The 24,226-nt window shown below is 72.7% G+C and carries 25 protein-coding genes and 1 pseudogene; 14 read left to right on the top strand and 12 right to left on the bottom strand.

The genetic code is table 11. The annotated features are described in order from the left end of the window. Positions 1-4: 4 nt before the first annotated feature. Positions 5-379: a hypothetical protein gene (locus tag B4N89_RS01600; protein WP_078974076.1), complete on the bottom strand. Its 375-nt coding sequence runs from the start codon at positions 377-379 to the stop codon at positions 5-7. A gap of 153 nt (positions 380-532) precedes the next feature. Continuing rightward, entirely contained in the window at positions 533-1,408 is an 876-nt protein-coding gene (locus B4N89_RS01595) for an ATP-grasp domain-containing protein (protein ID WP_078974075.1), read from the bottom strand. A gap of 207 nt (positions 1,409-1,615) precedes the next feature. Here B4N89_RS01595 and B4N89_RS01590 point away from each other — a divergent pair, with 207 nt between their 5' ends. Both B4N89_RS01590 and B4N89_RS01585 read left to right on the top strand, forming a co-directional pair. After that, positions 1,616-2,446: a histidine phosphatase family protein gene (locus tag B4N89_RS01590; RefSeq protein ID WP_101896972.1), complete on the top strand. Its 831-nt coding sequence runs from the start codon at positions 1,616-1,618 to the stop codon at positions 2,444-2,446. 206 nt (positions 2,447-2,652) lie between these two features. Next, complete coding sequence (locus B4N89_RS01585) at positions 2,653-4,146, top strand: MFS transporter (protein WP_161500585.1); 1,494 nt, start codon at positions 2,653-2,655, stop codon at positions 4,144-4,146. 450 nt (positions 4,147-4,596) lie between these two features. On the opposite strand, the gene B4N89_RS01580 is transcribed toward B4N89_RS01585, so the two are convergent. Further along, positions 4,597-5,430, bottom strand: coding sequence for an SDR family NAD(P)-dependent oxidoreductase (locus B4N89_RS01580; protein WP_078974073.1), 834 nt, complete (start codon positions 5,428-5,430; stop codon positions 4,597-4,599). Then, entirely contained in the window at positions 5,427-6,638 is a 1,212-nt protein-coding gene (locus tag B4N89_RS01575; protein WP_078974072.1) for an LLM class flavin-dependent oxidoreductase, read from the bottom strand. Before B4N89_RS01575 ends, B4N89_RS01580 begins: the two co-directional genes overlap by 4 nt. A gap of 337 nt (positions 6,639-6,975) precedes the next feature. Between B4N89_RS01575 and B4N89_RS01570 the strand changes: the two genes are divergently transcribed. The 3 genes and pseudogenes from B4N89_RS01570 to B4N89_RS01560 all read left to right on the top strand — a co-directional run bounded on the left by B4N89_RS01570 (position 6,976) and on the right by B4N89_RS01560 (position 10,014). Beyond that, entirely contained in the window at positions 6,976-8,661 is a 1,686-nt protein-coding gene (locus B4N89_RS01570; RefSeq protein ID WP_078974071.1) for an ABC-F family ATP-binding cassette domain-containing protein, read from the top strand. A 200-nt stretch (positions 8,662-8,861) separates the two neighbouring features. After that, positions 8,862-9,365: pseudogene (locus B4N89_RS01565) on the top strand (S1 RNA-binding domain-containing protein); the annotation flags it as partial. A gap of 133 nt (positions 9,366-9,498) precedes the next feature. Further along, positions 9,499-10,014, top strand: coding sequence for a DUF6228 family protein (locus B4N89_RS01560; RefSeq protein ID WP_235618425.1), 516 nt, complete (start codon positions 9,499-9,501; stop codon positions 10,012-10,014). A gap of 56 nt (positions 10,015-10,070) precedes the next feature. Here B4N89_RS01560 and B4N89_RS01555 read toward each other — a convergent pair whose 3' ends face one another. The 3 genes from B4N89_RS01555 to B4N89_RS01545 form a co-directional block, all read right to left on the bottom strand. Beyond that, positions 10,071-11,063, bottom strand: coding sequence for an asparaginase (locus B4N89_RS01555; RefSeq protein ID WP_078979039.1), 993 nt, complete (start codon positions 11,061-11,063; stop codon positions 10,071-10,073). A gap of 274 nt (positions 11,064-11,337) precedes the next feature. Continuing rightward, positions 11,338-11,544: a hypothetical protein gene (locus B4N89_RS01550; RefSeq protein ID WP_078974069.1), complete on the bottom strand. Its 207-nt coding sequence runs from the start codon at positions 11,542-11,544 to the stop codon at positions 11,338-11,340. A 264-nt stretch (positions 11,545-11,808) separates the two neighbouring features. Continuing rightward, on the bottom strand, positions 11,809-13,110 hold the full coding sequence (locus B4N89_RS01545; protein WP_161500584.1) for a VWA domain-containing protein: 1,302 nt from the start codon (positions 13,108-13,110) through the stop codon (positions 11,809-11,811). 114 nt (positions 13,111-13,224) lie between these two features. Between B4N89_RS01545 and B4N89_RS01540 the strand changes: the two genes are divergently transcribed. Both B4N89_RS01540 and B4N89_RS01535 read left to right on the top strand, forming a co-directional pair. After that, positions 13,225-13,740 (top strand): NUDIX hydrolase, encoded by a 516-nt coding sequence (locus tag B4N89_RS01540; RefSeq protein ID WP_078979038.1) that lies wholly within the window; start codon positions 13,225-13,227, stop codon positions 13,738-13,740. A gap of 113 nt (positions 13,741-13,853) precedes the next feature. Next, positions 13,854-14,651: an exodeoxyribonuclease III gene (locus tag B4N89_RS01535; protein ID WP_078974067.1), complete on the top strand. Its 798-nt coding sequence runs from the start codon at positions 13,854-13,856 to the stop codon at positions 14,649-14,651. A gap of 63 nt (positions 14,652-14,714) precedes the next feature. On the opposite strand, the gene B4N89_RS01530 is transcribed toward B4N89_RS01535, so the two are convergent. Beyond that, a complete protein-coding gene (locus B4N89_RS01530; protein WP_078974066.1) occupies positions 14,715-15,671 on the bottom strand; it encodes a helix-turn-helix transcriptional regulator in 957 nt (318 codons plus the stop codon). 101 nt (positions 15,672-15,772) lie between these two features. Between B4N89_RS01530 and B4N89_RS01525 the strand changes: the two genes are divergently transcribed. Further along, a complete protein-coding gene (locus B4N89_RS01525; RefSeq protein WP_078974065.1) occupies positions 15,773-17,149 on the top strand; it encodes an MFS transporter in 1,377 nt (458 codons plus the stop codon). 65 nt (positions 17,150-17,214) lie between these two features. Here the strand turns inward: B4N89_RS01525 and B4N89_RS01520 are convergent, their stop codons facing one another. After that, positions 17,215-17,586 carry a winged helix-turn-helix transcriptional regulator gene (locus tag B4N89_RS01520; protein WP_078974064.1) on the bottom strand — a complete coding sequence of 124 codons (372 nt, stop codon included), beginning with the start codon at positions 17,584-17,586 and terminating at the stop codon, positions 17,215-17,217. 128 nt (positions 17,587-17,714) lie between these two features. Between B4N89_RS01520 and B4N89_RS01515 the strand changes: the two genes are divergently transcribed. Beyond that, a complete protein-coding gene (locus tag B4N89_RS01515) occupies positions 17,715-18,344 on the top strand; it encodes an NADPH-dependent F420 reductase (protein ID WP_078974063.1) in 630 nt (209 codons plus the stop codon). Between the two features lie 103 nt (positions 18,345-18,447). Next, a complete protein-coding gene (locus B4N89_RS01510) occupies positions 18,448-19,638 on the top strand; it encodes an amidohydrolase family protein (RefSeq protein ID WP_078979037.1) in 1,191 nt (396 codons plus the stop codon). Between the two features lie 10 nt (positions 19,639-19,648). Here the strand turns inward: B4N89_RS01510 and B4N89_RS01505 are convergent, their stop codons facing one another. Then, complete coding sequence (locus B4N89_RS01505; protein WP_078974062.1) at positions 19,649-20,032, bottom strand: DUF488 domain-containing protein; 384 nt, start codon at positions 20,030-20,032, stop codon at positions 19,649-19,651. A 486-nt stretch (positions 20,033-20,518) separates the two neighbouring features. Between B4N89_RS01505 and B4N89_RS01500 the strand changes: the two genes are divergently transcribed. Then, entirely contained in the window at positions 20,519-20,854 is a 336-nt protein-coding gene (locus B4N89_RS01500; RefSeq protein ID WP_078974061.1) for a VOC family protein, read from the top strand. 113 nt (positions 20,855-20,967) lie between these two features. Here B4N89_RS01500 and B4N89_RS01495 read toward each other — a convergent pair whose 3' ends face one another. Further along, entirely contained in the window at positions 20,968-21,519 is a 552-nt protein-coding gene (locus B4N89_RS01495) for a GNAT family N-acetyltransferase (protein WP_078974060.1), read from the bottom strand. 271 nt (positions 21,520-21,790) lie between these two features. Between B4N89_RS01495 and B4N89_RS01490 the strand changes: the two genes are divergently transcribed. Both B4N89_RS01490 and B4N89_RS01485 read left to right on the top strand, forming a co-directional pair. Further along, a complete protein-coding gene (locus tag B4N89_RS01490; RefSeq protein WP_078979036.1) occupies positions 21,791-22,297 on the top strand; it encodes a methylated-DNA--[protein]-cysteine S-methyltransferase in 507 nt (168 codons plus the stop codon). Further along, on the top strand, positions 22,294-23,010 hold the full coding sequence (locus tag B4N89_RS01485) for a 2OG-Fe(II) oxygenase (RefSeq protein ID WP_078974059.1): 717 nt from the start codon (positions 22,294-22,296) through the stop codon (positions 23,008-23,010). The genes B4N89_RS01490 and B4N89_RS01485 overlap by 4 nt, the downstream gene beginning before the upstream one ends. 187 nt (positions 23,011-23,197) lie before the next feature. Here B4N89_RS01485 and B4N89_RS49545 read toward each other — a convergent pair whose 3' ends face one another. Further along, positions 23,198-23,371 (bottom strand): hypothetical protein, encoded by a 174-nt coding sequence (locus B4N89_RS49545; RefSeq protein WP_161500583.1) that lies wholly within the window; start codon positions 23,369-23,371, stop codon positions 23,198-23,200. Between the two features lie 330 nt (positions 23,372-23,701). Between B4N89_RS49545 and B4N89_RS01470 the strand changes: the two genes are divergently transcribed. After that, the gene (locus B4N89_RS01470; RefSeq protein ID WP_078974057.1) at positions 23,702-24,217 is read left to right on the top strand and encodes a twin-arginine translocation pathway signal protein; all 516 of its coding nucleotides are present in this window, start codon (positions 23,702-23,704) and stop codon (positions 24,215-24,217) included. Positions 24,218-24,226 lie beyond the last annotated feature (9 nt).

Here is a 24,226-nt window from a genome sequence, read left to right as displayed (position 1 = left end):
CTGCTCAGTGCGGGCGGGTCAGGCGGCGGTGGATGCGGTGGATGCGCTGCCGGGCCCGGGCGGCGTCGTCGATGCCGAGGCGGACGCGGCGTTCCAGGACGTACTCGACGGCCTCGGCGAGTGGTTGGTCCGCCGCCTTGCTCCACCGCTTGGGGCGCTTGACGTAGAGGCGATCCGCGATGGCCTCGGCCCCGCCGGTGTCGCGTGCGCCGACCAGGGCGGCGAGCACCAGGTGTTCGTGGCGGCGGTTGGCGCTGTGGACCGCCGCCTTGTTGCGGCGGATGTTGCGGCGGGAGCTTTTGTCGTTCTCGCCGTAGCTGTTGCGCCGGTCCTTGAGATAGCTCAGGCGCTTGCGCTCCTGCGGAGTCCGCCGATCCATCACGTCGCCTTTCCGTCGCCGCGTACGTCGGTTTCGGGCGGTGACCTCGACCGCCGATCCCGACGCTACGCAGGTCGGGGGCGGGCGGCGACGGATTTTCGGCGGGCCCGACCGGCGTGATCGGGCCCGCGGGTACGTGCGGCCGGTGCGGGGCTACGCGTCTGTGTGCAGCGCGGCCACGATCGCGGCGGCCAGGCGGTCGGCGGCACCCTCGGCGTGGGACAGGAACAGCGACGGCTCGGTCAACTCCAGTTCCAGCAGGGTCGGCGTGCCGTCGGCGGCGGGGATCAGGTCGACGCGCGCGTAGAGCGGCGGGGAGATCGGGATCTCGGTCAGGACCCGGGCCCCGACCGCGAGTTCGGCGGCGGAGGGCTCGCGCGGCTCGATCGTCTCCGCCCTGTACAGGCCGTCGATCAACTCGCCGGTGCCGTCGAGGATGGGGCCCTTGCGGACGGCATGGCTGAAGACGCCGTCGAAGTAGACGAGCGCGGTCTCCCCGACGGTGTCGACGGCCTCCAGGTACGGCTGGACCATGACGGTGCGGCCGTCGGCGAGCAGGGCGGTGGCGTGCCCGGCGGCGAGCGCGCGTTCCTCGGGGGAGGCCAGGTCGTACCGCTCGGTGTCGCGCGACCCGGCGCTTATGGCCGGCTTGACCACGTGCACCCCGGAGGTGGGGAGCGTCACGGTCGAGTCGGGCTCCAGCCACATCGTCTCGACCACGGGCAGGCCGGCCCGGGTGAGGTCGCGCAGGTAGGTCTTGTCGGTGTTCCAGGTCACGATCGCCGCCGGGTTGGCCAGGCGCGGCACACGCGCGGCCCACTCGACGAACTCCTTGCGGTGCGGCGGGTAGTCCCACACCGAGCGCAGCACCACGAGGTCGTACGCGTCCCAGTCCACCGCCGGGTCGCTCCATACGGCGCTCTCGGCGCGGATGCCGTGCGCGGCCAGCGGGGCGATGAGCAGACGGTCGTCCGGGTCGAGATCGGGCAGCTCGGCGCAGGTGACGAGGGCGACGCGGGGTTCGATCATGGCGTCAGATTATCCGGACACCCGGATTGATGATCACATAAGTCGGGCGGTGTCACATGGGATGACCCGACCGGGCGTGCGGTCGGGGCGGATGGGAGCGGGAGTCGGGGGTGATCGGCCCCGCGGCGTGGTCGTTTGACGGGCCGGCGCGTTTCGGGGCCGCCCCGGCGGTGAGAACGATGACAGGGACGAGGCTCAGGGGGCACCGTGGTCGGCACATCGGACACCGCGCCCTTCGGGCCGGCCGAAATCGTCGCCGTACGTCACGGTGAAAGCACGGCGAACGCCGCCTTCGCCGCGGCGGCGGCCCGCTCCGCCGCCCGCTCCGCCGCCGCCCGCTCCGCCGCCGCCGGGTCCGGCGGCGGCGCGGCGGATTCGGTGGACGGGTGGGAGGCGGAGGAGCCGGACGGGGCCGGCGAGTTCGATCCGTCGGTGGTCGGCCGCGACGCCGACATCGCGCTCAGCGCGCGCGGCGAGGATCAGGCCGGCGCGGTCGGGCGGCGGCTGGCGCTCAGGGGGGAGACCCCGGACGTGGTCCTGGTCTCGCCGTACCGCCGGGCCCGTTCGACGATGCGGATCATCGCCCGCGAAGCCGCCCGGATGGGCCTGCTGTTGCCCCCACCCCGACGCGACGAGCGGTTGCGCGACCGGGAGATGGGCGTGCTGGAACTGCGTACGGCCGCCGCCATCGAACGGCTGTACCCGGAGGAGGCCGAGCGGCGGCGGCGCGTCGGCGACCTCTACTACCGTCCGCCCGGCGGCGAATCGTTGGCCGATGTCGCGCTGCGGCTGCGCACGCTGCTGACCGACCTCCGGCACGAGGCGCCGGGTGCGCATGTGCTGATCGTGGGGCACGACGCGACCGTCCTGATGTTGCGTTATGTCCTGGAGGGGCTGACCGAGACCGACGTCGACCGGCTGGTGCGGACCGACCCGGTGGGCAACGCGTCCATTTCCCGCTGGCGGGTCCGGGACGGGCGGCTGCGGGGGATCCGCTACAACGACATGCGGCACCTCCGGGGGATCGACGTGCACTGAGGGCGGTCGGGCGGCGAGGCCCGGAGTTCGGGGGGTCGGGCCGGATCGGCCGGGGTGGCAACGTGATGGCCGATATGCGCCGGCACGGGGGCGTGCCGAGCGGTTGCATCGAGGTGCGCGGTTGCGTCACGCGATCGCCGTCGTCCTACCGCCCGTGCAGCCGGTGTCGCTCGTGCCGTGCGTGCACGTCGAAAGTGGAGCCTCTCGTGTCTACCGTCGTCCCCGGCCCGGGGAACCCTCATCCGCCTGCGCCGGGGCGTTCGCGGTGGGCGCTGCCGGTGCTGCTGAGCGCGGTACTCGTCACCACGCTCGACTTCTTCGTGGTGAACGCGGCGCTGCCCGCGATCGAACGCGACCTCGACGCGGGGGCCGGTGCGCTGAGGATGGTCGTCGCCGGGTACGGACTGGCCTACGCCGCCGGGCTGATCACCGCCGCGCGACTGGGCGAACTCTACGGTCAGCGGCGGGTGTTCCTGGTCGGCGTGGCCCTGTTCACGGCCGCCTCGGCGGGTTGTGGGCTGGCCGCGGACGCGGCGTGGCTGGTCGGCTTCCGGGTTGCGCAGGGTGGGGCGGCGGCGTTGATGGCGCCCCAGGTGCTGGTGCTGATCGGTGTGTTGTACCCGGCGGGCGCCGAACGGGCGCGGGCGTTCGGGAGATACGGGGCGACCGTCGGGCTGGCGGGGGTCAGCGGTCAGGTGGTGGGCGGGCTGCTGATCGCCGCCGATCCGGTCGGACTCGGGTGGCGGGCCTGCTTCCTGGTCAATCTGCCGCTCGGGGTGGCGGCTCTGGTGTCGACGCCGCGTTCGGTTCCGGCGCCGGGGCCGGCCGTCCGCAGTCGAGGGGCGCTCGACCCCGTGGGTGCGTTGCTGATCGCGGTGGGACTGGGTTGCGCCGCTTGGGCGTTGCTGCGCGGCGGCGCGGTGTCGGGGCAACTGCCGTGCATCCTGGGGGCGATCGGTGCGGCGGTGGTTTTGGCGCGACAGCAGCGGGGGCGGGTACGGGCGGGGCGGCGGCCACTGGTGGACCCGACGGTGTTTCGGCAGCGGGGGTTTCCGGCGGGGGTGGCCGCGCTCGGGTTGTTGTTCGGGACTTCGGCGGCGTTGTCCACGATCCTGCCGCTGTACCTCCAACTCGGGTGTGGATACGGGCCGTTGGCATCCGGTGCGGTGGCCGCGTCGATCAACGTCGGCTTTTTGGGCGCGGCGGCCGGGACCGGGCGGTGCTGTGGCCGGTTCGGCGATCGACTGCCGACCGCCGGGGCGCTGTTGCTGGCGGCGGGGATCGGGGCCGCCGGGTGCGCGACCGCGACGGGGACGGTCGCGGTGTTGTCGATGGGCCTGCTGGTCGCCGGTGCCGGGATGGGCCTGGTGTTGGCTCCGTTGACCTCGGCGGTACTCGTGGGAGTCGGTCCGGGGCGGGTGGCCGCCGCGTCCGGGGTGATCGGTACGGCGCAGGAGATGGGCGGCGTGCTCGGCGGTGCGTCCGCGACCTCGGTCTTCTTCGCCCTGCTCGGCGACGAACGGGCGGACGCCCGTTGGGAGATCGCCTTCCGCGGGAGCGTCGGGGTCCTGGTGCTGTTCGGCCTGGGGGTCGCCGTGCTCGCCGCCCTGCATCGTCGGCGCGGCGCGGCCGGCTCCCGGACGGTAGCGGTGACCGGCCGTGTGCCGACCGCCACGCGGACCGAATCGTCGGGGCCGTGACGCCGCGTGGGCGTTTCGTCGAGAGCCGGCGGCCGACGGCCGGGCACGGGGGAGTGGACCCGGCCGTCGGCGCCCTTCATACCCACGGGATGGGGGGTGCGCCGTCGCGCATCGGGGGTGTCAGGTCCCCTCCCGTTCCCGTTCGGTGCCCATGGGTTGCCCGGGTTCGAGGCCGGAAAACCGCCTCCGATCGAAGAGGTCGAACCCGGCCGGACCAGGCCGCCAACCGATCGCGCGGACGACCATTCGAAGGCGATAGCGCCATTACCGATCAGAAACTTGACGCTGCGTCAGCAACCGGAACGGGAACCCCGGGATTCGTTTCATCCCTGATCAGCCGCTTGATCACGGAACGGCGGGGAGGGTGCGCGCCGGTCGGATCGCCCTCCATGGGCGCCCGGTCGGCGCTCGCTCGGCCTGGGCCGGTCCTCGGCCCGCCCTCGTCCCGGCTCACGTCCCCGACAGCCGCTCCAATGCCGCGATCAGGTCCGGGTAGCGGCGGGTCCGGGCGCCGCCGTCCACCCCGTACGTGCTGCCCGAGACGAAGCCCGCCTCGTCGGAGGCCAGGAACAGGACCACGGCGGCCACCTCCTCCGGTTCGGCGAAGCGGCCCAGCGGGGCGTTGGCCACGTACTCCTCGACCACGCCCGGGACATGCCACATGCCGGCGGTGGCCTGCGTGCGGACCAGGCCCGGCGCCACCGCGTTCACCCGGATGCCCGCCGGCCCCAACTCCAGCGCCGCCACCTCGGTCAGCGCGACCACGCCGGCCTTGGCCGCGCAGTACGCGGCCATACCCCGACCGGGCTGGACCGCGTTGAGCGAGGCCATGGTGACGATCGAGCCGCCCCCGTCAGGCCGCGCGCGCATCGCGCGGCCGGCGTGCTTGACGGTCAGGAACGCGCCGTTCAGGCACAGGTCGACGACCCGGCGCCAGGCCGCGTAGTCGTGGTCGGCCAGTTCGGCCGCGGTGCCGCCGCCCGCGTTGGCCACGGCGATGTCCAGGCCGCCGAAGTCGTCCACGGCGGCCCGTACCAGCGCGGCCACGTCGTCCTCGACCGTCACGTCGCACAACCGGGTGCGGCAGCGCTCCGGGCCCAACTCCTCGGCGAGCGCGGCCAGTCCGTCCGCATCCACGTCCCCGGCCACCACCACGGCGCCCTCGGTCACGAACCGGCGCGCGACGGCACGCCCGATGCCCGCCGCGGCGCCGGTCACCAGCGCGACCCTGCCCTCGATCCGACCCGCACCGGCCGACCCGGCCGCGTTCGCCCGCCCGCTCACGTCGAGGCCCCCTTCGTGCTCTCGTAGTCCTTCACGGCCCCGCCGACCGCCTGCGCGGTCCGGTCCCGCCAGGTCTCGGACAGGCCGACCTGCCAGTCCTGGGACGCGATCGGGCCGTGTGCGGCGCCGGTGAAGTACGGGATCACCTCGCGCGCGATCAGTTCGTACGACCGCCTGGTAGCCGCCGGATCGGCGAAGTCGGCACCCATGAACAGGTAGGTGCCGAAACCGCCGGACTTCTGCCACAACCGCTCGATCTGTCGAATCGCCATCTCCGGCGTGCCGCAGATGAACGAACCGGTCGCATTGCCCCGATCGATGCGCTGCGCGAGCGGGGCGTCCGCGTCGAGCGGGATCGGCAGCACCTTCGCCTGATAGTTCTGGATGCCTTCGAGGCCGTACGCGACCTCGCGGCGCGCCTGCTCCTCGGTCTCGGCGATGTGCATCATGCCCATCAGCCGCCACGCGGACCGGTCCATGGTCCGCCCGTGGCGCGCGGCCACCTCGTTCGCGATGCCCCAGTGCGAACCGAGTGCGTCGAAGCCGCCCTCCTGGCTCGCGGCGATCGAGAGCATGCCGGCGCCGAACCGGCCGGCGGTGCGCGGTCCGGCGGGGGAGAAGGTCGCGGCGACGGCGATCTCGAACGACGGGTGTGTATAGGGCCGCAGTTGTAGCCGGGCGTCGCGCAGGGTGAACCAGTCGCTCTCCCTGGTCACCGGCTCGCGGCCCGCGAGCAGGGCCACGATCGCTTCGAGGGATTCCTCCATCATGGCCCGCTGGCGCGCGGTGTCGATGCCGAGCATGTGCGCGTCGGAGGCGAGTTGGCCCGGGCCGACGCCGAGCATGACCCGGCCGCGGGTGAGGTGGTCGAGCAGGACCATGCGGTCCGCGACGTGCAGCGGGTGATGGTACGGCAGCGAGACCACGCCGGTGCCGAGGCGGATGTGCCGGGTTCGGGCCGCGGCGCTCGCGATGAACAGTTCGGGGGAGGCGACGATCTCCCAGCCGCCCGAGTGGTGCTCGCCGATCCACGCCTCGGCGTAGCCGAGCCGGTCCAGATGTTCGACCAGGGCGAGGTCCTGTTCGAGCAGCAGGGTCGGATTGCGCCCCGCCTGATGGAACGGGGCCAGGAACACCCCGAACCTCAGCGGATCGCGCTCGCCGAGGGCCACCTGCCGGGCGATGTGCTGCGCTTCCGTGTGCGCCACTGCGACTCCTTGATGGGACGGCATGGGAGCGGACGACCGGCCGGAAACCGATCGGCCGTCAACGTTCCATGGCGCGATGCGCGAAGCAAGAGACGCACTATGCGAAAAGGGGTGTCGTGGGTCGGCCGCCGGTTGGCGGGGTCGGTCGGCGGGCGGGCGGGTCGCTCGATCGGGTACGGAGCGCGGCATCGAGGCGCCACGGTGGTGACGGAGCCCGAAATATGTTGGCCCGTCCGGCGCCGAGCCGGTAGTAAGGGATGTCACCCTCGGATCCACTCCCGACCGCTCACCTCCGATCGCTCCACCCCGACCGCAGGACGAAGGACGCGCGCACACCATGGGCTACATCGATGTCAACGCCATCTCATTGACCCTGCCGGATGGACGTTTGTTGCTCGATGACGTGAGCTTTCGGGTCGGTGACGGCAGTACCGTGGCGCTGATCGGCGCGAACGGCGCGGGCAAGACCACGCTGCTGCGGATCATCACGGGCGAGTTGAAACCGGACAGCGGCGCGGTGGCCCGCACGGGCGGGCTCGGCATCATGCCGCAGTTCGTCGGCCGGATCCGGGACGCGTCCACCGTGCGCGACCTGCTGGTCTCGCTGGCCCCGCCGCGGATCCGCGACGCGATGCGCGCGGTCGACGACGCCGAACTCGCGCTGATGGAGCACGACGACGAGAAGCACCAGATGCGCTACGCCGGTGCGCTGGCCGAGTTCGGGGATGCCGGCGGCTACGACATCGAGCCGGCGTGGGACCAGTGTTGCCAGGCGGCGCTCGGCACCACCTACGACATCGCCAAGTGGCGCGAGGTGCGCACGCTGTCCGGCGGCGAGCAGAAGCGGCTGGCCCTGGAGGCGCTGCTGCGCGGGCCGGACGAGGTGCTGATCCTCGACGAGCCGGACAACTACCTCGACGTACCCGGCAAACGCTGGTTGGAGCAGTCGCTGCGGGAGAGCCAGAAGTCGGTCCTGCTGGTCTCGCACGACCGCGAACTGCTCGCGCGCGCGGCCGACCGCATCGTCACGATCGAACTCGGCGCGGCGGGCAATACGGTCTGGATCCACGGGGGTTCGTTCGCCACCTACCACGAGGCCCGGCGCGCGCGGTTCGAGCGCTTCGAGGAGTTGGGCCGCCGGTGGGACGAAGAGCACGCCAAGCTCAAGGCCTTGGTCCTGATGTACAAGACCAAGGCGGCGTACAACGACGGCCTGGCCTCGCGGTTGCAGGCCGCCCGGACCCGACTGCGCAAGTTCGAGGAGATCGGCCCGCCGCAGAACATCCCGCGTGAGCAGGACGTGAAGATGCGGTTGCGCGGGTCGCGCACCGGCAAGCGGGCGGTGGTCGCGGAAGCGCTGGAACTGAGCGGTCTGATGAAGCCGTTCGACACGGAGATCTGGTACGGCGACCGGGTGGCGGTGCTGGGCTCCAACGGCTCGGGCAAGTCGCACTTCCTGCGGCTGCTGGCGGCCGGCGGCACGGATCCCGAGGCCGAGCACGAGCCGGTCGGCGACACGGTGATCGCGCCGGTCGCGCACACGGGCCGGGCCCGGCTCGGCGCGCGGGTGCGGCCCGGGTGGTTCGCGCAGACGCACGACCATCCGGAGTTCGCGGGCAAGACCCTGGTCGACATCCTCGGCCGGGGCGACGAACATCGCAGCGGCCTGGGCCGGGAGGGTGCGGCCAGGGTGCTCGACCGGTACGAGCTGGCCTACGGCGCGGAGCAGCCGTTCGACACCCTGTCCGGCGGCCAACAGGCCCGATTCCAGGTGCTGTTGCTCGAACTCTCCGGCGCCAACCTACTGCTGCTCGACGAGCCGACGGACAACCTGGACCTGGTCTCGGCGGAGGCCCTTCAGGACGCGCTGGAGGCCTTCGACGGCACGGTCCTGGCAGTCACCCACGACCGCTGGTTCGCCTCGTCGTTCGACCGCTTCATGGTCTTCGGCCAGGACGGCCACGTCCGCGAAACGGACGGCCCGGTATGGGACGAGGGCCGAGTGGACCGCGCCCGAACCTGAGCCGACGGATATGCCAAGTCCCGGGGCGGGCAACGGAGTTGCCGGCCCGCCCCGGTCGACGGTGGACGAATCGTGACTGCTCGGGGTACGGTCCCCGACGTGATGATTCCCTGCGAGCCCGGTAGATGACGGGCCACAACCGAGAAGAAATCAGTGAGGCAACCCGGCTCCACGTCCTGCGCGGTCTGCGCCGGGGCGAGATCAGGACCGGCATCGTTTCCGCGATCGTGAACTTCGGCGTCTTCGTCGACATCGGCGGAGTGGACGGCGTGATCAGCGTCGCCGAACTCACCTGGAAACACGTTTCCCATCCCTCGGAGATCGCCTCGGTCGGCGACGAACTCAGCGTCGAAATCCTGGACGTCGACCTCGACCGGCAACGCGTCTCCCTGTCGCTGAAGGCACTCCTGCCCGATCCATGGCAAGAGTTCGCGGCAACCCATACCCGAGGCCGGACCCTGTCGGGGTTGGTGACCAAGGTGGTCCCGTTCGGCGCGTTCGTCCGCATCGCCGACGGCATCGAGGGTCTGCTGCACAACGTGGAACTCCCGGAACACGCGGCCGATGCGCCGGATTCCATCCGTCGCGAAGGCGACGTGTTGCGGGTCGAGATCCTGGACATGGACCCGGTCCGTCGCCGCGTCGCACTGACGTTGCCCGGGACCCCTGGCCCCACGTCGGCAGGTGATGCACAACCCCGGTAATCCGCGTGGGCGCGGCGGTCCGCTCGTCGGGGCCGCCGCGCCCACGCGGCACGGCGGTGAGGTCCCCCGCCCGGGGCGGGCTTCGGGGTAACCGGAATGACGGGGGAGGCTGCTCTGCCCTACGGTTCGGCGGATGCATCCCCACTTCGACGCGGCGAATGAAACGAACGAGCCGGACGAGTCGAGCGCCGCGCGCGACGTGGTTGTTCGGTGTGCCGACGACCGGGATACCCGAATATGTCTTCGGGACGCGTTCAGTCCGGACGACGAGGTCGCCGTCGCGCACTCCCCGGCGTCGCGACTGGTGAACTACACGGTCGAGTTGTGCGGGCGCGGGCTGGCCGCGCGCCTGGATCGGGTGGTGGGCTGGAGCGGTGAGGCGACCGAGATCGACGGCTTCTTGACGGACCTCGCCCGGGACTTCGGCGGGTGGGACGGTGAGCGGACCTGGCGTACGGACGATCGGGACCTGACCGTCAAGGCGGTGTTCCGGTCGGGGGGCCGGGTCGAACTCACCTGGGAACTGCGGCCGTGGCGTACCGCCGACGGCCGGTGGACCGCCTCGGCGACGACGGTGTTGGCGGCGGGGGAGCAGTTGTCGGTGCTGGCGGCCGATGTCAGGCACTTCCTCGCCGGCGCGGAAGGGTGACGGCGCCGCGCCTGCCGCGCCCGCGCCGAACGCACCGCCGTGCCCGCCCGCCCCGCTCACCCGTGTTCGGCGAAGGCCGCCGTGATCGTCGCGCGGTCCGCGCCCGACGCGAGGAGCAGGCGCAGCAGTACGCGGGCCTTGTACGGGTCGAGCAGGCCGCCGCCCAGCAGGCCGCGGCGTTGCAGGTCGGTTTCCGAACCGATCGCGCCGTAGGTGTGGCGCAGCACGGGTCCGGCCCCCGTGCGCGAGGTCAGCACGACCGGGATGCGTTCGGCGAGCGCACCCAGGGTCGGGGCGAGCGCCGACGAGACGTGGCCGACGCCGAACCCGGCCACCACCAGCCCCCGATGGCCGCCCGGGAGGCCCGCGAGCAGCGCGCCATCGTCGTCGAACGTGGCCGGATACAGCGCCACTCGGGCCTCGGCCAGTGCGGCGGTCGAGGGCGTCGGCAGCGGGGTGTGTCGCGGGGGAGCGGTCAGGATCCGGACCCGCTCCTCGACCACCCGGCCCAGCGGCCCGGTGTCGGGCGAGGCGAACGCGCTCGTGCTGCTGCTGTGCGTCTTGCGGACCCGGCGCGCGGCGTGGATCTCGTCGCCCAGGACCACCAACGCGCCGAGCCCGCGCGCCGGTTCGGCCGCCGCGACCCGCACCGCGGCGAGCAGGTTCGCCGGCCCGTCGGGGCCCGCCAGGGTCGGGTTGCGCATCGCCCCGGTGAGGACGAACGGCTCCGGGTGCGGCCACACGAGGTCGACCAGGTAGGCGGTCTCCTCCAGGGTGTCGGTGCCCTGGGTGACCACGACGCCCGCAGCGCCCTCGGCGACCGCGCGCGATCCGGCGGCGACCACGTCGAGGATCCGGGCGAAGGTCAGGTCCGCGCTTGGTACGGCCCGGACGTCCTGTACGCGCAACCGCACGCCCGACTCGGTCAGGCCGGGGACTGCGGCCGTCAGGTCGGCGCCGGTGAGCCGGTTCACCACCGGGCCGGTGGCGGACCCGTCGCTGCCCGCCATGGCGATCGTGCCCCCGAGCGTGAACAGCGCGACGTGCATCGGTCGGACCTTCCCGTGGATCACTGCGATGGACCCGGACACGGTATCCGCCCGATCCGAGGACCCGCCCCGCCCGCACGGCACGGCACCGCCGGACCACCCGTCGGCGGAGGTCTCGGCGATCGAGGGCACACGTGAAACGACCCCGAGGGACGTATGTCCACTCGGGGTCGCCAGGCGCTTTTCGGTGCCGTCGTGCGACGGTGCCGTTCGTCGGGCCGGATTCGACATCGTGCGGTCGGACCGGCCTGCGGGTCGGGGGTCATCGCCGCCGTCACCGGGTGAGCAGTTGCAGGTTCCGACGCATGCGCAGCGACTCGATCGCCGCGGCGCTCTGTACCGCCTCCTGCCGCACCCGCTCGACCCGACGGGCCTTGGCGGCGGCGCGCCGACTGCGCAGGGCCGCCACGACCATCCGGTCCCGACGGGCGACGGTGAGAAGCTCCTGCTGACGGTTCTTGTAAAGCTCGTACTCGATCACTGTGTCCACCTTCTGCTACTTCGACCCGGTCTCCCCGGCTCGTGGTAACAGCTTCGCGCCCCAGTGGGGGTCGGGGCATGAGGCGGATGCCGCATCTATCCGGGGATCCGTCGCCCTACGGGTACCTAAGCCGTTCGGAGTCGGCCTAAGCCGCCGTAAGGCGGTCCAAGATCTTCTGAGGCCCACTGAGGCGGGCCCGTCGAGGAACCCGCGACGACGCCCCGACCTGGGCAAACGCGAGGCGGGCAAGATTCTCGGCCGGAGTCAGCGGACGAGGCCCCGGTTCCGGGCCGCGGCGAGCCATTGCGGGTACTGGCCCACGAGTCGCTCGAAGAGTTCGTCGTCGCCGAGGCTGTTCAGGTCGGCGACGGTGAAATAGGCCGTGTTGTCGAGGAAGCGGCCGGACAGGTCGTCCAACTCGGCCAGGAACTCGAACTCGTCCGGTTCGCCGATGGCCATGAACTGCCAGAACACCGGCTCGTATCCGGAGGAGCGGATGTGCTCGCGGGCCGCGTCCTCCTCGCTCGTCGCGCCGTCGGTCACGAACATCACGAACACCGGCGGCTCGGGCGGCACGGCCGCGGGCAGCGGCGTCGATCGTGGGTCGCCGGAGCCGAAGTAGTACTCCCGCACCGCGCGCATCGCCTCGCCGTAGTCGGTCCACGGGCCCACGTCGGCCTCGGCGTACACCGTCGCCACCCGCCCGCGATAGTTGTCCGGGTCCATGCCGCCGAACCGCCGGGCGAAGGCAGCGAACGGGAACACGTCCACCTCGCCGTCGTCGTCGAAGCGCAGCGCCAGCGACAACACCCGCTCGGCCAGCGCCTGCACCCGGCCGCTTTCGTACATCTCGTCCATCGAGATGGACATGTCCAAGACCAGCGCGACGCGCGCGGTGTGCTCGGCCAGACCGTGCTTCTCCAGACCGATCGCGGCCTTCCTGGTCAGCGCGAGCAGTGTGTCGTGGCCGTCGCGGGCGAGCCGTTTCTCCATCGAGATCAGCCGCTGCTTCTCGGGGCCGACCACGGGCGCCGAAGGCGCGGACTCCTCCGCGGCCACGCTGATCCCGAAGTCCGTGGCCAGGCCCGCCAGTCCGGAGTCGTAGCCCTGCCCGACCGCGCGAAACCGCCACCCGCCGGACCGGCGGTACACCTCGCCGAATACGAAAGCGGTCTCCGTCGTGGCGTCGTCGATGTCGAACGAGACCACCGGGGCGCCGGTGGCCGCGTCGGTCAACTCCAGCCGCAGTTCCGGTACCCGGCCGAACGCGCCGCCGTCCGCCGAGGCCGCCAGAACCACCGCCGCCAGGTCGTCGGGCGGCCCGTCCAGGTCGAGGGCCACGGTGTCGGAGCCGGGCCGCTTGCCCCGGTGGCCGACCGCGCCGGAGGGGTGGTCCGGCTGGTTGTAGAAGACCATGTCCGCGTCGCCGCCCACCCGGCGCTCGCCGTTCAGGAGCAGTGCCGACACGTCGACGTCCGGCACGCCCGGACCCGGTCGCCAGGTGAGGGTGGCGTGCAGATTCCCGGTCGACAGCGGGACGTTCGCGCCCTTGGCGAGCTTCGTCATCCCCTCACCGTGCCACAGCTCCCGAGCCGCGGTGCGGTTCGGGCGAGTTCGGTACGGACGGACCGGAGCCGTGCCGCCGGCCTCGGGCGAAAGGCGGTCCGCCAGGATGGGGCCATGGCGTCGATCGTGTTGGCATCGCTCACCGTGGGATGGATCCCCGTCGCGCATCGCATGGAGCTGCTGCGTTGCGACGAGGTGCCCGCCGGCTACACCGTGACCACCGGATTCGTGTTCGCCGTGGACGCGCTGGGGCGTACGTTGCTCACCCGGGTGGATCGGCCGGGGCGCGGCTGGGAGGTGCCGGGTGGGCACCTGGATCCGGGCGAGACGCCGGCCGTGGCGGCCGCGCGGGAGCTGGCCGAGGAGACGGGGCTGCGCTTGGACGCCGGCCGGTTGACGCTGCTCGGCGGCCAGCGCATCACGCTGTCGGACCCGCCGCCGGCCGGCTACCGGTATCCGGCCCGGGCGTTTCAGGCCTTCCACGCCGTGCGCCTGCCGGACCCGGGTACGCCCTCCCGCCCCGAGCCGGGCTCGGAGTGCGGGGCGGCCGAGTGGGTCGGGCCGGCCGAGGTCGCCGCCCGGTGTCCGGGCGCCGCCTGGCTGCCGCTGCACGCGACGTTGGTCGGCTGACCGGGGCGGCTGCGCGCGACGGTCGAGATGGGCCCACCACCGCGCCGCGTCCCACGGTCGGGCCCGCCCACCCCCCGCCGCACCGCCGGACCGAAACGGGCTAATCTGCACCGATGATCACCGTCTCCACCGCCAACGTGAACGGGCTGCGGGCCGCGGCCGGCAAGGGCTTCACCGAGTGGCTGGGCGCCACCGAGGCCGACGTGGTGTGCCTCCAGGAGGTACGGGCCACGCCCGACCAGCTCAGCGACGAGGTCCGCGACCCCGAGGGCTGGTACGCCTACTACGCCCCCGCCACCGCCAAGGGCCGAGCCGGCGTCGCGGTGTACAGCCGGATCCGGCCGAGCGCGGTCCGGATCGGCTTCGGGTCGGCCGAGTTCGACGCGGCCGGGCGGTGGATCGAGGTCGACCTCCCCAAGGTGACCGTGGCCAGCCTGTACCTGCCCACCGGCGAGGCGGAGACGCCCAAGCAGGAGGAGAAGAACCGGTTCATGGCCGACCTGCTCGCGCACCTGAAGGTGATGCGCGCGACGGCCGCGATCGGCGGGCGCGAGTCGCTGGTGTGCGGGGACTGGAACATCGCGCACACCGAGCACGACATCAAGAACTGGAAGGGCAACGTCAAGAAGTCCGGGTTCCTGCCCGAGGAGCGGGCCTGGCTCACCGACCTGTTCGGCGCGGCCGACTGGCACGACGTGGTCCGCCGGATCCACCCCGAAGGCCCCGGTCCGTACTCGTGGTGGTCGTATCGGGGCAAGGCGTTCGACACCGACGCCGGCTGGCGGATCGACTACCACGTCGCGACCCCGGAACTGGCCGACGTCGCGCTCACGGCGGTGACCGAGCGTGCGGACAGCTACGACACGCGCTGGTCCGATCACGCGCCGGTGACGGTGACGTACGACATCTGAGCGGGGGCGGGTCCCCGCGGTGTCCGCGCGGGCCGGCTCCACGGTGTCCGCGCGGGGGCGGCCCTATGACATCCGGGCCGGCTCCGGAATCGGGCCGGAGTCCGTGCCGGGTGCGTTCGGCGTGCCGTGCAGCGTCGCGCGGCGCCGCCGCATGGCCTTCGTATGGCATTCGTCGCAGCACCATGGAGTGGCGGGCATCGCCATCAACTCGGCCATCCGGGCGCGGGTCGTGTCGTCGGCCGGGGTGTAGACCATCATCCGGGTCTCCGGGACGTTCAACTGCAACCGGGTGGCCGTGAGGTCCAGCCGGCCCACCGTGACGTGCAGGAGCCGTTTGATGTGCCGACTGCCCGAAGCGACCTCGCGGCGGGCCCACAGCCGGGCGAACTCCGGGCTGGCGTCGGTCAGTCGGCTCACGAACGACTCCCACTCCGGCTCACCGACGTGCCGGGCGAACGCGGTCTGCAACTCGGCGACCATGCGCGGTTCCTCATAGGCCCGGTCGATGAACGGATTGCACGTCTCGCGCGACGTGAACGTGGCCCAGATCGCGTTGCGTTCCTCGATCGGCATGTCGGCCAGGCTCGGAAACAACCTGGAGTACGCGCCGTTCCACGCCAACACGTCGTAGCGGGCGTTGTACACCGCCGCCGGATGCGGGACCAGCGTGTCCAGGATCTCCTGGATCTCCGCCGGCAGCGTCGCCCCCGGAGGCGAAGCGACCTCCCAGGGCACCTGCGCGAGGCGGTACAGATGGGCGCGCTCGGCCGGATCCAGGCCCAGGGTGCGCGCGACCGCGTCCAGCACCTGGATGCTCGCGTTGATCGGCCGACCCTGTTCGAGCCAGGTGTACCAGGTCACCCCCACCCCGGCGAGCAGCGCCACCTCCTCGCGGCGCAGTCCCGGCGTACGTCGGCGCAGGCCCGGGGGCAGGCCGACCTCCTCCGGAGTGCGGCGCTCGCGCCGACTGCGCAGGAACGCGCCCAACTCGGTGCGCCGGCTGGCGGTGTTGGTGCTCATGCGGCCATCCTCGCCGCTCTCCCGCCGGGCTGCCAGGTGCTCTCGGTACCAGGATCGACAGGCTCTCGGCAACAGGATCGCCGGCCCCGCACGCTCCTCGCATGACCACGACAACAGCCGCGCCGGCCACGGCGCGGCGCGCCCATCCGCTCCTGCTGACGGCGTTGCTGACCGCACAGTTCATGGCCCTGCTCGACACGTCGGTCGTCAACGTCGCCGGCCCCACCATCCGCACCGATCTGGACACCGGCGGCGCGGGTCTGCAACTGGTCGTCTCCGGCTACACCATCGTCTACGCGATGCTCATCGTCACCGGCTCCCGGCTCGGCGGGCGGCACGGTTTCCGGCGGATCTTCGGCGTCGGACTGGTCGTCTTCACCGCCGCGTCGCTGGCGTGCGGGCTCGCCTGGGACGAGACGTCGCTGATCGCGGCCCGCGCCGTCCAGGGCGGCGGCGCCGCGCTGATGGTGCCCCAGGTGCTCAATCTGATCCAGGCGACCTACGCCGGCGCCGACCGGGCCCGGGCGATGGGGCGCTACGCCGCGACCATCGCCGGCGGCATGGTCGCCGGGCAGGTACTCGGCGGACTCCTGGTCAGCGCCGACCTGTTCGGGCTTTCCTGGCGGCCGGTGTTCCTGATCAACCTCCCGGTCGGGATCGTGCTGTACGTGCTCGCCCGCCGGGTGTTGCCCGACGGCGGGGTCCCCTCGGCGCGCGGCCTGGACCTGCCCGGTCTGGCCCTGCTCGCCCCCGCCCTTCTGGCCCTGGTCGTCCCGCTGGTGATGGGGCACGAGTTGGACTGGCCGACCTGGGGGTGGGTGAGCCTGGCCGGATGTGTCGTGTTGTTCGTGCTGTTCGGGTTCGTCGAACGGCGCGCGTCGCACCCGCTGATCCCGGCGGCGTTGTTGCGGGTGCCCGGGGTGCTGCCGGGGGCGGTGACGCTGCTGCTGGCGATGACGGCGTTCGGCGGGCTGATGTTCTCCACCGCGCTGTACGTCCAGGGCGGCCTGGGCTACTCGGCGCTGGAGGCGGGGTTGACCTTCATCCCGGCCTCGCTGGTGTTCGCGACGGTGTCGCTGCGCTGGCAGGTGTTGCCCGCCGCGTGGCATCCGCGGTTGCCGATGATCGGGATGCCGATCGGTGCGCTCGGCTTCGCGGCCAACGCGTGGACGTTTCGCACCGGGCAGCCGCTGCCGGTGCTGCTCGCCACGATGGCGGCGGGCAGCTTCGGGCTGGGTGTGGCGTACAGCCCGGTGATGACGCTGGCGCTGCGTCGGGTGCCGCTGCCGCAGGTGTCGGACGCGTCCGGCCTGATGGTGACGATGATCCAACTCGGGCAGGTGCTCGGGGTGGCCGTGTTCGGCACGCTGTACCTGTCGGTCGGTGGCGACTTCCACCACGCGGGCGAGGTGACGGCGCTGTGGATCGCGGCGACGGTGTTGCTCACCACCGTGCCGGCGGCGCGACTGCGTCGGTGAGGGTCGGGGGGTCGCGGGGGTGCCCCTCGGTGTGCGTCGACGCGCTCAAGCTCAAGTGGCGGGTGTCATCCGGTGTTCGCCGCGGCCTCCGCCGCGTCCTGGGCGGCCAGGACGCGGTGGCCGTATTCGAGCGACCACTCGCCCAGCGCCCGGAACGGGACCAGGAGGGATTCGCCCAGGTCGGTCAGCGCGTACTCGACGCGCGGTGGCGCCTCGGCGTAGGTACGGCGGTCGACCAGGCCGTGGTGTTCGAGTCGGCGCAGCGTCTCGGTAAGGACCTTCGCGCTGATCCCGCCGATGCGCGCGGCCAGGGCGCCCGGCCGCATCGGGCCGTCGGCCAGCGCGTAGACGACCACGCTGTTCCAGCGGTTGGTGAGCAGGTCGAAGGCGACGCGGGCGCGGCAGTCGGCGACGTATTCGCCTTCGTGCTCGGTCATGGCACCCATTCTCGCCCGGCCGTTACTTACCGAACGGTGCGGATCGACGCGCCTAGCGTCGTGGCGTCGGAAAGACACACGTCGTATGTCGTATGTCGTATGTCGTATGTCGTATGGGGAGAAGCGCGATGCGAATCGGAATATTGGGCGCGGGCAACATGGCGGCGGCGCTGGGGGCCAAGTGGGTCGGGGCCGGACACGACGTGCTGATCGGGGCCCGGTCGGCGGAGCGGGCCGCGGCGCTCGCCGAGCGGATCGGGGCGCGGGCGGGCACGTTCGCCGAGGCCGCCGGGCACGGGGAGGCGGTGCTGGTGGCGGTCGGGCACGCGGCGGTCGGGGAGGTGGTCCCGCCGCTGGCGCCGAGCCTGGCCGGCAAGGTCCTCCTCGACTGCTCGAACCCCATCGTGCCGGGGCCGGGCGGCCTGATGTTGACCACGGACGGCGGCCCGGCGGCGGCCGCGGCGCTCGCGGCGGCGGCTCCCGGGGCGCACGTGGTCAAGGCGTTCCACCTGGGCGCGGCCGAGGTGTGGGCGGGCCCGCACGCCGACGGCCTCGGCGTACCGCTGTGCGGTGACGACCCGACGGCGCTGGCCGCGGCACACACCCTGGTCGCCGACATCGGATCGGTACCGCTGCCGGTCGGCGGTCTGGACCGCGCGGGCTACCTGGAGGCGACCGCGGCGATCGTGATCGGCATGTGGTTCGCGGGCCAGGACCCGAGGACGATGTTGCCGCTGCCGGAGAACGCCCACGGGTAGTGCGACCGTTTCGTTCCTTCAGGGTCGCCGTTCCGGTCTCTTCCGGCCGTGTCCCGGCTAGGGTTTGCGGTGTCAGGGACCGGCCCGAAGGGACGTGAACGACATGCTGGTGATCCGAGCCGCACGCGCCTTCGACGGCGAACACGCGGTGCCCGGGCCGGTATCGGTCTTCGTCGCGGACGGTCGGATCGTCGGTGTGGAGCCGGGCGAGGCCCACGTGCCGGACGGTTGGCAGGTGGCCGACCACCCCGCGGCGACCATCCTCCCCGGCCTGTTCGACCTGCACAGCCACCTCGGCGGCGACGGTCGCGACGGTGCGTTGGACCGCTTGCCCGAGTACTCCGCCGCCGAGCTCGACGCGGTGATCGACGACTCGCTGCGGCGCGAACTGGCCGTGGGGGTGACCGTGGTGCGCGATCTCGGCGACCGCGACTGGTCGGTGCTGCGGCGGCGCGATCGGGCGCCGGACGGGCGGCCCGTGCCGACGATCCTGGCCGCGGGGCCGCCGATCACCAGTGCCGGGGGCCACTGTTGGCGATTCGCCACCCAGGCCGTCGGGCCGGAGCAGCTGCGTGCGGCGGTGCGGGAGCGGGCCGAGCGCGGGGTGGACGTGGTCAAGGTGATGGGCAGCGGCGGCACCATGACGCCGGGCACCGATCTGATGAGCTGTCAGTTCAGCGAGGCGGAGCTGCGCCTGATCGTGGACGAGGCACACGCCGCCGGCTTGCCGGTGACGGTGCACGCCCACAACCTGCCCGCCGTCGAACAGGCCCTCGCCGCGCACGCCGACGGCATCGAGCACTGCACGTGCCTGACCGAGCAGGGGGTGCGGATCTCCGACGACCTGCTGCACCGGCTCGCGGCACGGGGCATTCCCGTGTGCCCCACGCTCGGCACCGACCCCGACGCGCCCGCGCCACCGGCGGCACGGGAGTTGCTGGAACGCATCGGAGCGACCCGAGAGGCCCGGCTCGCCCTGGTGGTCCGCACACACCGGGCCGGGGTCCGCATCGTCTCCGGAGCCGACTCGGGAATCAGCGCCGCCAAACCGCACGGAAGCCTGCCGGCGGCCGTCGCCGACCTGGTCTGCGGCGGTGTCAGCACGACCGACGCCCTCGCATCGGCCACCTCCCTCGCCGCCGACGCGGTCGGCCTCGGCACCCGCAAGGGCCGCCTCCGCGCGGGCCACGACGCCGACCTGCTGCTGTGCGAGGGCGACCCCGTCACGCACATCGGGGCACTCACGGCCGTCACGGCGGTCATGGTCGGCGGGACCTGGGCGGACCTGTCCTAGGTGAATACACCTAGGTCTTTTCGGTCAGGTATGCGATCAGGATCGGGACGTGGCTGTGGGATGGGTCGCGGACGGCGGTGAGCAGGGTCACCCGCCCGGTGCCGGCCCGGGCCAGTAGCGCGGTGCGGGCGGATTCGGCGGTCGGGGAGTCGAGTTCGGCCCGGTAGCGGGTGCGGAACTCGGCCTCGGTGAGGGTGCCGCCGTGCAGGGCGCGGCGCAGCTCGGTGGACGGGGTCAACTCCTTGGCCCAGTCGTCGAGACGGGCGTCGGCCTTGGTGATGCCGCGCGGCCACAGGCGGTCGACCAGCACGCGCAGGCCGTCGTCCGGGTCGACGGGGTCGTAGACGCGGCGGACGCCGATGGTGGGTCCGCCGGCCATGGTGCGGTGGGCCATGGGAGCTGCCTCCGGATGGGGGTCGGTGCCGGATGCCCCCGTGTACCCCGCCGCCGGGCGGTCCCACCCTCGGGACGCGCGTGCGCGTGGTCGGTACGCGGTGCCGACCGGTTGGCGGTACATCGCGGGGGGCGTCGACGACCGCGAGTATCGGCGGCCGCCTCGGTCGGCTTCGGTGGTCGCGTCGCGGTCCGGTCGGTGTCGCTGCGGGCGAGTTCGGCCTCCATCGCCGCCCGGTCGGTATAAACGTCCTCGAGCATCGAGCGCAGGATCGGGGTCAGGCCCCTGCGGACGGCGATCGAGTCCTCGGACGGCGTCGGGCCCACCGGCGCGGCGCCGATCGTCACCCGGCGCCACACCCCCGTGTCGGCCATCGCGGCCGAATGCGCCGCGAGCACCGCCCGCACCCGATGTCGGCGCGGGCTGCGACACTCCGGGCAGCGGAGGTGCGCCCGCGATGTCGGACCGGGCTCATATCGTGCGCGCATGGAACTGACACCTCACATGATCACGATCGACTGCGCCGACGCGGGCCGGCTCGCCGCCTGGTGGGCGGACGCGCTGGGCGTGGAGATCGCTCAGGACTTCGGCGAGTTCGTCATGGTCGCGGCCGAGCCGCTGGTCCTCGGCTTCCAGCAGGTGCCGGAGCCGCGGGTCGGCAAGAACCGGCTGCACATCGACTTCTCCGCCCCCGATCGTGTCACGGCGGTCGAGCGGCTGGTCGGGCTCGGCGCCACGGTGGTGGGGGATCGCAGCGCGCCCGGGCTGCATTGGACCACCATGCAGGACCCGGACGGCAACGAGTTCTGCGTCTCGGGGTAGGCGCGGCGGCGCCCGGCTTCAGCCCTGGCCCAAGCGCACGCCCGGCCCGGCACGGCGGCCCGCGTGGCTCGCGTGCCACACCGCCGCGGCCGGGCGGCGTGGGCGGCGGGCGGTCAGGTCCGGCCGCGCAGGTAGCGGCCCCGGGAGAGTTCGGTGACGATGACCGGTTTGTCGCGGCCCGGGACGACGGTGCGGCGCTCCTCGGTCATGCCGAGTTTCGTCATGACGTTGGCCGAGGCGGCGTTGTCGACGTGGCACACGCTCACCAGGCGCGGGACGCGGGCGTACTCGAACGCGAAGCGCAGCACCTCGACGGCGGCCTCGGTGGCGATGCCGTGACCCCAGTACGGCCGGGCCAGTCGCCAGCCGATCTCGACGGCGGGCAGGATCTCCGGCAGGAACTCCGGTACGGCCAGGCCCGCCCAGCCGGCGACCGTGCCGACCGGACCCGGGTCGGACGTGCGCAGTTCGATCGCGAACAGGCCGAACCCGCGTGCCTCCCAGTCGCGTTCGTAGCCGGCCAGAGCCGCGGCGCTCTCTTCGGAGGTACGCGGCAGCCCGTCGCCGACGTAGCGCATCACCTCGGGGTCGGCGTACATCGCGGTGAGGGCGGGCAGGTCGTCGTCGTGCCAGCGGCGGAGCAGGAGGCGGTCGGTTTCGATCATGGAACCATCGTGCATGATCCGACGACAGGTCGGGGAGTGCCGTTTTCGGGTCCGCACGCGGCCGGACCGGCCCGCCGCGCGATGTTCCCTCGGCCCTCGACGCGACGTGCCTTCGGCCCTCGGCGCGACATCCCTTCGGCCGTCAACGCCATGTCCGATTCCCGCCGGACGGTGCGCCGCGGATCGCGCACAGTGGGTGGTGGAAGCCCCGGTGTCGTACCGGGATCGGTACTCGCGGCCTGCGGTCGCGGACTTGGCGAAAGGTGCCATGATGACCGTCCACACCACCCTCGACAGCCCGCTCGGCGAGCTGCTGCTGATCGGCGAGGAGCGCCCCGACGGCACGGTCGCGCTGACCTCGCTGTCCGTACCGGGTCAAAATGGCGGGGCCCGGGTGCCCGCCGACTCGCGTGCCGACGCGACCGTGTTCGCCGAGCCGGTGCGCCAACTCGGCGCCTACTTCGCGGGCGAACTGCGTGACTTCGACCTCCCCTTGGCCCCGCGCGGCTCGGCTTTCCAGGAGCGGATCTGGGCCGCGGTCGACGCGATCCCGTACGGCACCACGACCACGTACGGCGCGATCGCCCAACGGGTGGGCACCTCGCGGGCGGGTGTGCGCGCGGTGGGCACCGCGATCGGCGCCAACCCGCTGCTGCTGATCCGCCCGTGCCACCGGGTGATCGGCGCGGACGGCGCGCTGCGCGGCTACGCCGGCGGGCTCGACCGCAAGGAGTACCTGCTCGACCACGAGGGCGCGCTGCCCGCGCGGCTGGGGTGAGCGCCGTGGACACCCTCTTCGCCGCCGAACCGGCGACCGGCGCCGACCTCGCCGCGCGTCTCGACGAGCACGGCCACGCGCTGACCCACCGGATCCTGGACCCGGACACCTGCCGCGAGATCGCGGACCTGTACGACCGACCCGAACTGTTCCGAGCCACGATCGACATGGCCCGCCACCGGTTCGGCGCCGGGCAGTACCGCTACTTCGCCGCTCCCGTCCCGGAGCCGATCGCGGCGCTGCGCGCGTCCTGCTACCCGCACCTGCTGCCGATCGCCCGCGCGTGGGCGGAGCGGCTGGGCCGTCCGGCGCCCTGGCCGGACACCCTGGACGAATGGCTGACGATGTGTCATGCGGCGGGCCAGACCCGGCCCACGCCGATCCTGCTGCGCTACGGGCCGGGGGACTGGAACGCGTTGCACCGCGACCTGTACGGCGACCTGGTCTTCCCGCTCCAGGTGGTGATCGGCCTCGACGAGCCCGGCGTCGACTACACGGGCGGCGAATTCCTGCTGGCCGAACAGCGGTTCCGGGCGCAGTCGCGCGGGACCGCGATCAGCCTGCCGCAGGGGCACGGGCTGGTCTTCACCACCCGGGACCGGCCGATCCGCTCGGCGCGGGGCTGGTCGGCCGCCCCGATCCGGCACGGGGTCAGCACGGTCCACTCCGGCCGGCGCCGCACCCTCGGCCTCGTCTTCCACGACGCGGCGTGAGTGACGTGGGTGACATGGGTGTCGTGAACGGCGGCGCCGGTGGCGCGGGTGACGGGTACACGCTGATCGGGCCGGACGGGCGGCCCTACCGCAGCGGGACCCCCGGCACCCTGGGCGGGACCACGAACGGCCGGCTGTACGGGCGGCTGGACTGCCGCAGCGCGTTGCGGGCGATCGCGCGCGGCGGCTACGTGGCGAGCCGGGTCTTCTTCGCGACCGAGGCGGACGCGGTGGCGGCGGGGTTCCGGCCCTGCGCGGTGTGCCTGCCGGCCGAGTACGCCCGCTGGAAGGGCTGCCCGCCCGCGCCGCACACCGACGCGGAACTGGCCGACCTGCTGCGGAAGTTGGCCGGTCGGCGCACGCTGGCGATCGGACACGGCCGGGACCGCGCGTCCACCGCCGCCGCGCACGCGCTCGCGGCGGCCTGGCCGGGCGAGGTGGTCAGCGTCGTCTCCTGGCCCGAGCAGGCCGCCTCGTGGCTGCGCCCGGCACTGCGGCTGACCGCCCAGGCGCCGGACGCCTGGGTGGTGGCGGGCGCGGCGCGGGGTGGGCGGGGATGCGGGAGCGGTTGTTGCGGAGCACCGATTGGGATCCGGAACGCACGTACGGGTTCGCGTCGTTGGCGGATGCGATCGGGGACGCGGGAGAGGAGTAGGGCGCGACCACCGGCTTCGCGTCGTACGCTCCGATCATGGCTGAACGCGCTTTCGTCCCCGACGACTTCGTCATCCCCTCGCCGCCGAGCACGCCGTCCTTCCGGCTGGAGCCCCTGGCGGCCCGGCACAACGAGGCCGACCTCGCCGCGTGGACGTCGAGCATCGACCACATCCGCGCCACACCGGGTTTCGCCGGACGCCACTGGCCGCCGCCGGAGGGCATGGCCCCGGCGGACAACCTGCGCGATCTGGTCAAGCACGCGGACGACTTCACTCGGCGGGTGGGCTTCACCTATACGGTGCTTGCCGCCGGGGGCGGCGAGAACGCCGGGAGTGCCGAAGACGCCGGGGGCGTCGAGGGGGTCGAGAAGGTCGAGGACGTCATCGGGTGCGTCTACATCTACCCCGATCGAGACGATCCGTCGATCACCACCGTGCGCTCGTGGGTGCGGGCCGACCGGGCCGACCTCGATGCTCCGCTCCATTCCGAGGTGTCCGCGTGGCTCGCCGCCCGGTGGCCCTTCGAGCACGTGGTCTACGCCGCCCGGTAGGGGCGATTC

The sequence above is a fragment of the Embleya scabrispora genome (assembly GCF_002024165.1).
Classification (GTDB): Bacteria; Actinomycetota; Actinomycetes; order Streptomycetales; family Streptomycetaceae; genus Embleya; species Embleya scabrispora_A.
Note: the sequence above shows the minus strand (reverse complement) of the source record. Positions and strands in the feature narration are given on the sequence as shown.

What these genes read in the sequence shown, in the direction of transcription:
- B4N89_RS01600 (WP_078974076.1), bottom strand. Translation starts at nt 379, where the DNA reads ATGGATCGGCGGACTCCGCAGGAGCGCAAGCGCCTGAGCTATCTCAAG.
- B4N89_RS01595 (WP_078974075.1), bottom strand. Translation starts at nt 1,408, where the DNA reads ATGATCGAACCCCGCGTCGCCCTCGTCACCTGCGCCGAGCTGCCCGAT.
- B4N89_RS01570 (WP_078974071.1), top strand. Translation starts at nt 6,976, where the DNA reads ATGGGCTACATCGATGTCAACGCCATCTCATTGACCCTGCCGGATGGA.
- B4N89_RS01560 (WP_235618425.1), top strand. Translation starts at nt 9,499, where the DNA reads ATGCATCCCCACTTCGACGCGGCGAATGAAACGAACGAGCCGGACGAG.
- B4N89_RS01555 (WP_078979039.1), bottom strand. Translation starts at nt 11,063, where the DNA reads ATGCACGTCGCGCTGTTCACGCTCGGGGGCACGATCGCCATGGCGGGC.
- B4N89_RS01545 (WP_161500584.1), bottom strand. Translation starts at nt 13,110, where the DNA reads ATGACGAAGCTCGCCAAGGGCGCGAACGTCCCGCTGTCGACCGGGAAT.
- B4N89_RS01540 (WP_078979038.1), top strand. Translation starts at nt 13,225, where the DNA reads ATGGCGTCGATCGTGTTGGCATCGCTCACCGTGGGATGGATCCCCGTC.
- B4N89_RS01535 (WP_078974067.1), top strand. Translation starts at nt 13,854, where the DNA reads ATGATCACCGTCTCCACCGCCAACGTGAACGGGCTGCGGGCCGCGGCC.
- B4N89_RS01530 (WP_078974066.1), bottom strand. Translation starts at nt 15,671, where the DNA reads ATGAGCACCAACACCGCCAGCCGGCGCACCGAGTTGGGCGCGTTCCTG.
- B4N89_RS01525 (WP_078974065.1), top strand. Translation starts at nt 15,773, where the DNA reads ATGACCACGACAACAGCCGCGCCGGCCACGGCGCGGCGCGCCCATCCG.
- B4N89_RS01520 (WP_078974064.1), bottom strand. Translation starts at nt 17,586, where the DNA reads ATGACCGAGCACGAAGGCGAATACGTCGCCGACTGCCGCGCCCGCGTC.
- B4N89_RS01515 (WP_078974063.1), top strand. Translation starts at nt 17,715, where the DNA reads ATGCGAATCGGAATATTGGGCGCGGGCAACATGGCGGCGGCGCTGGGG.
- B4N89_RS01510 (WP_078979037.1), top strand. Translation starts at nt 18,448, where the DNA reads ATGCTGGTGATCCGAGCCGCACGCGCCTTCGACGGCGAACACGCGGTG.
- B4N89_RS01505 (WP_078974062.1), bottom strand. Translation starts at nt 20,032, where the DNA reads ATGGCCCACCGCACCATGGCCGGCGGACCCACCATCGGCGTCCGCCGC.
- B4N89_RS01500 (WP_078974061.1), top strand. Translation starts at nt 20,519, where the DNA reads ATGGAACTGACACCTCACATGATCACGATCGACTGCGCCGACGCGGGC.
- B4N89_RS01495 (WP_078974060.1), bottom strand. Translation starts at nt 21,519, where the DNA reads ATGATCGAAACCGACCGCCTCCTGCTCCGCCGCTGGCACGACGACGAC.
- B4N89_RS01490 (WP_078979036.1), top strand. Translation starts at nt 21,791, where the DNA reads ATGACCGTCCACACCACCCTCGACAGCCCGCTCGGCGAGCTGCTGCTG.
- B4N89_RS01470 (WP_078974057.1), top strand. Translation starts at nt 23,702, where the DNA reads ATGGCTGAACGCGCTTTCGTCCCCGACGACTTCGTCATCCCCTCGCCG.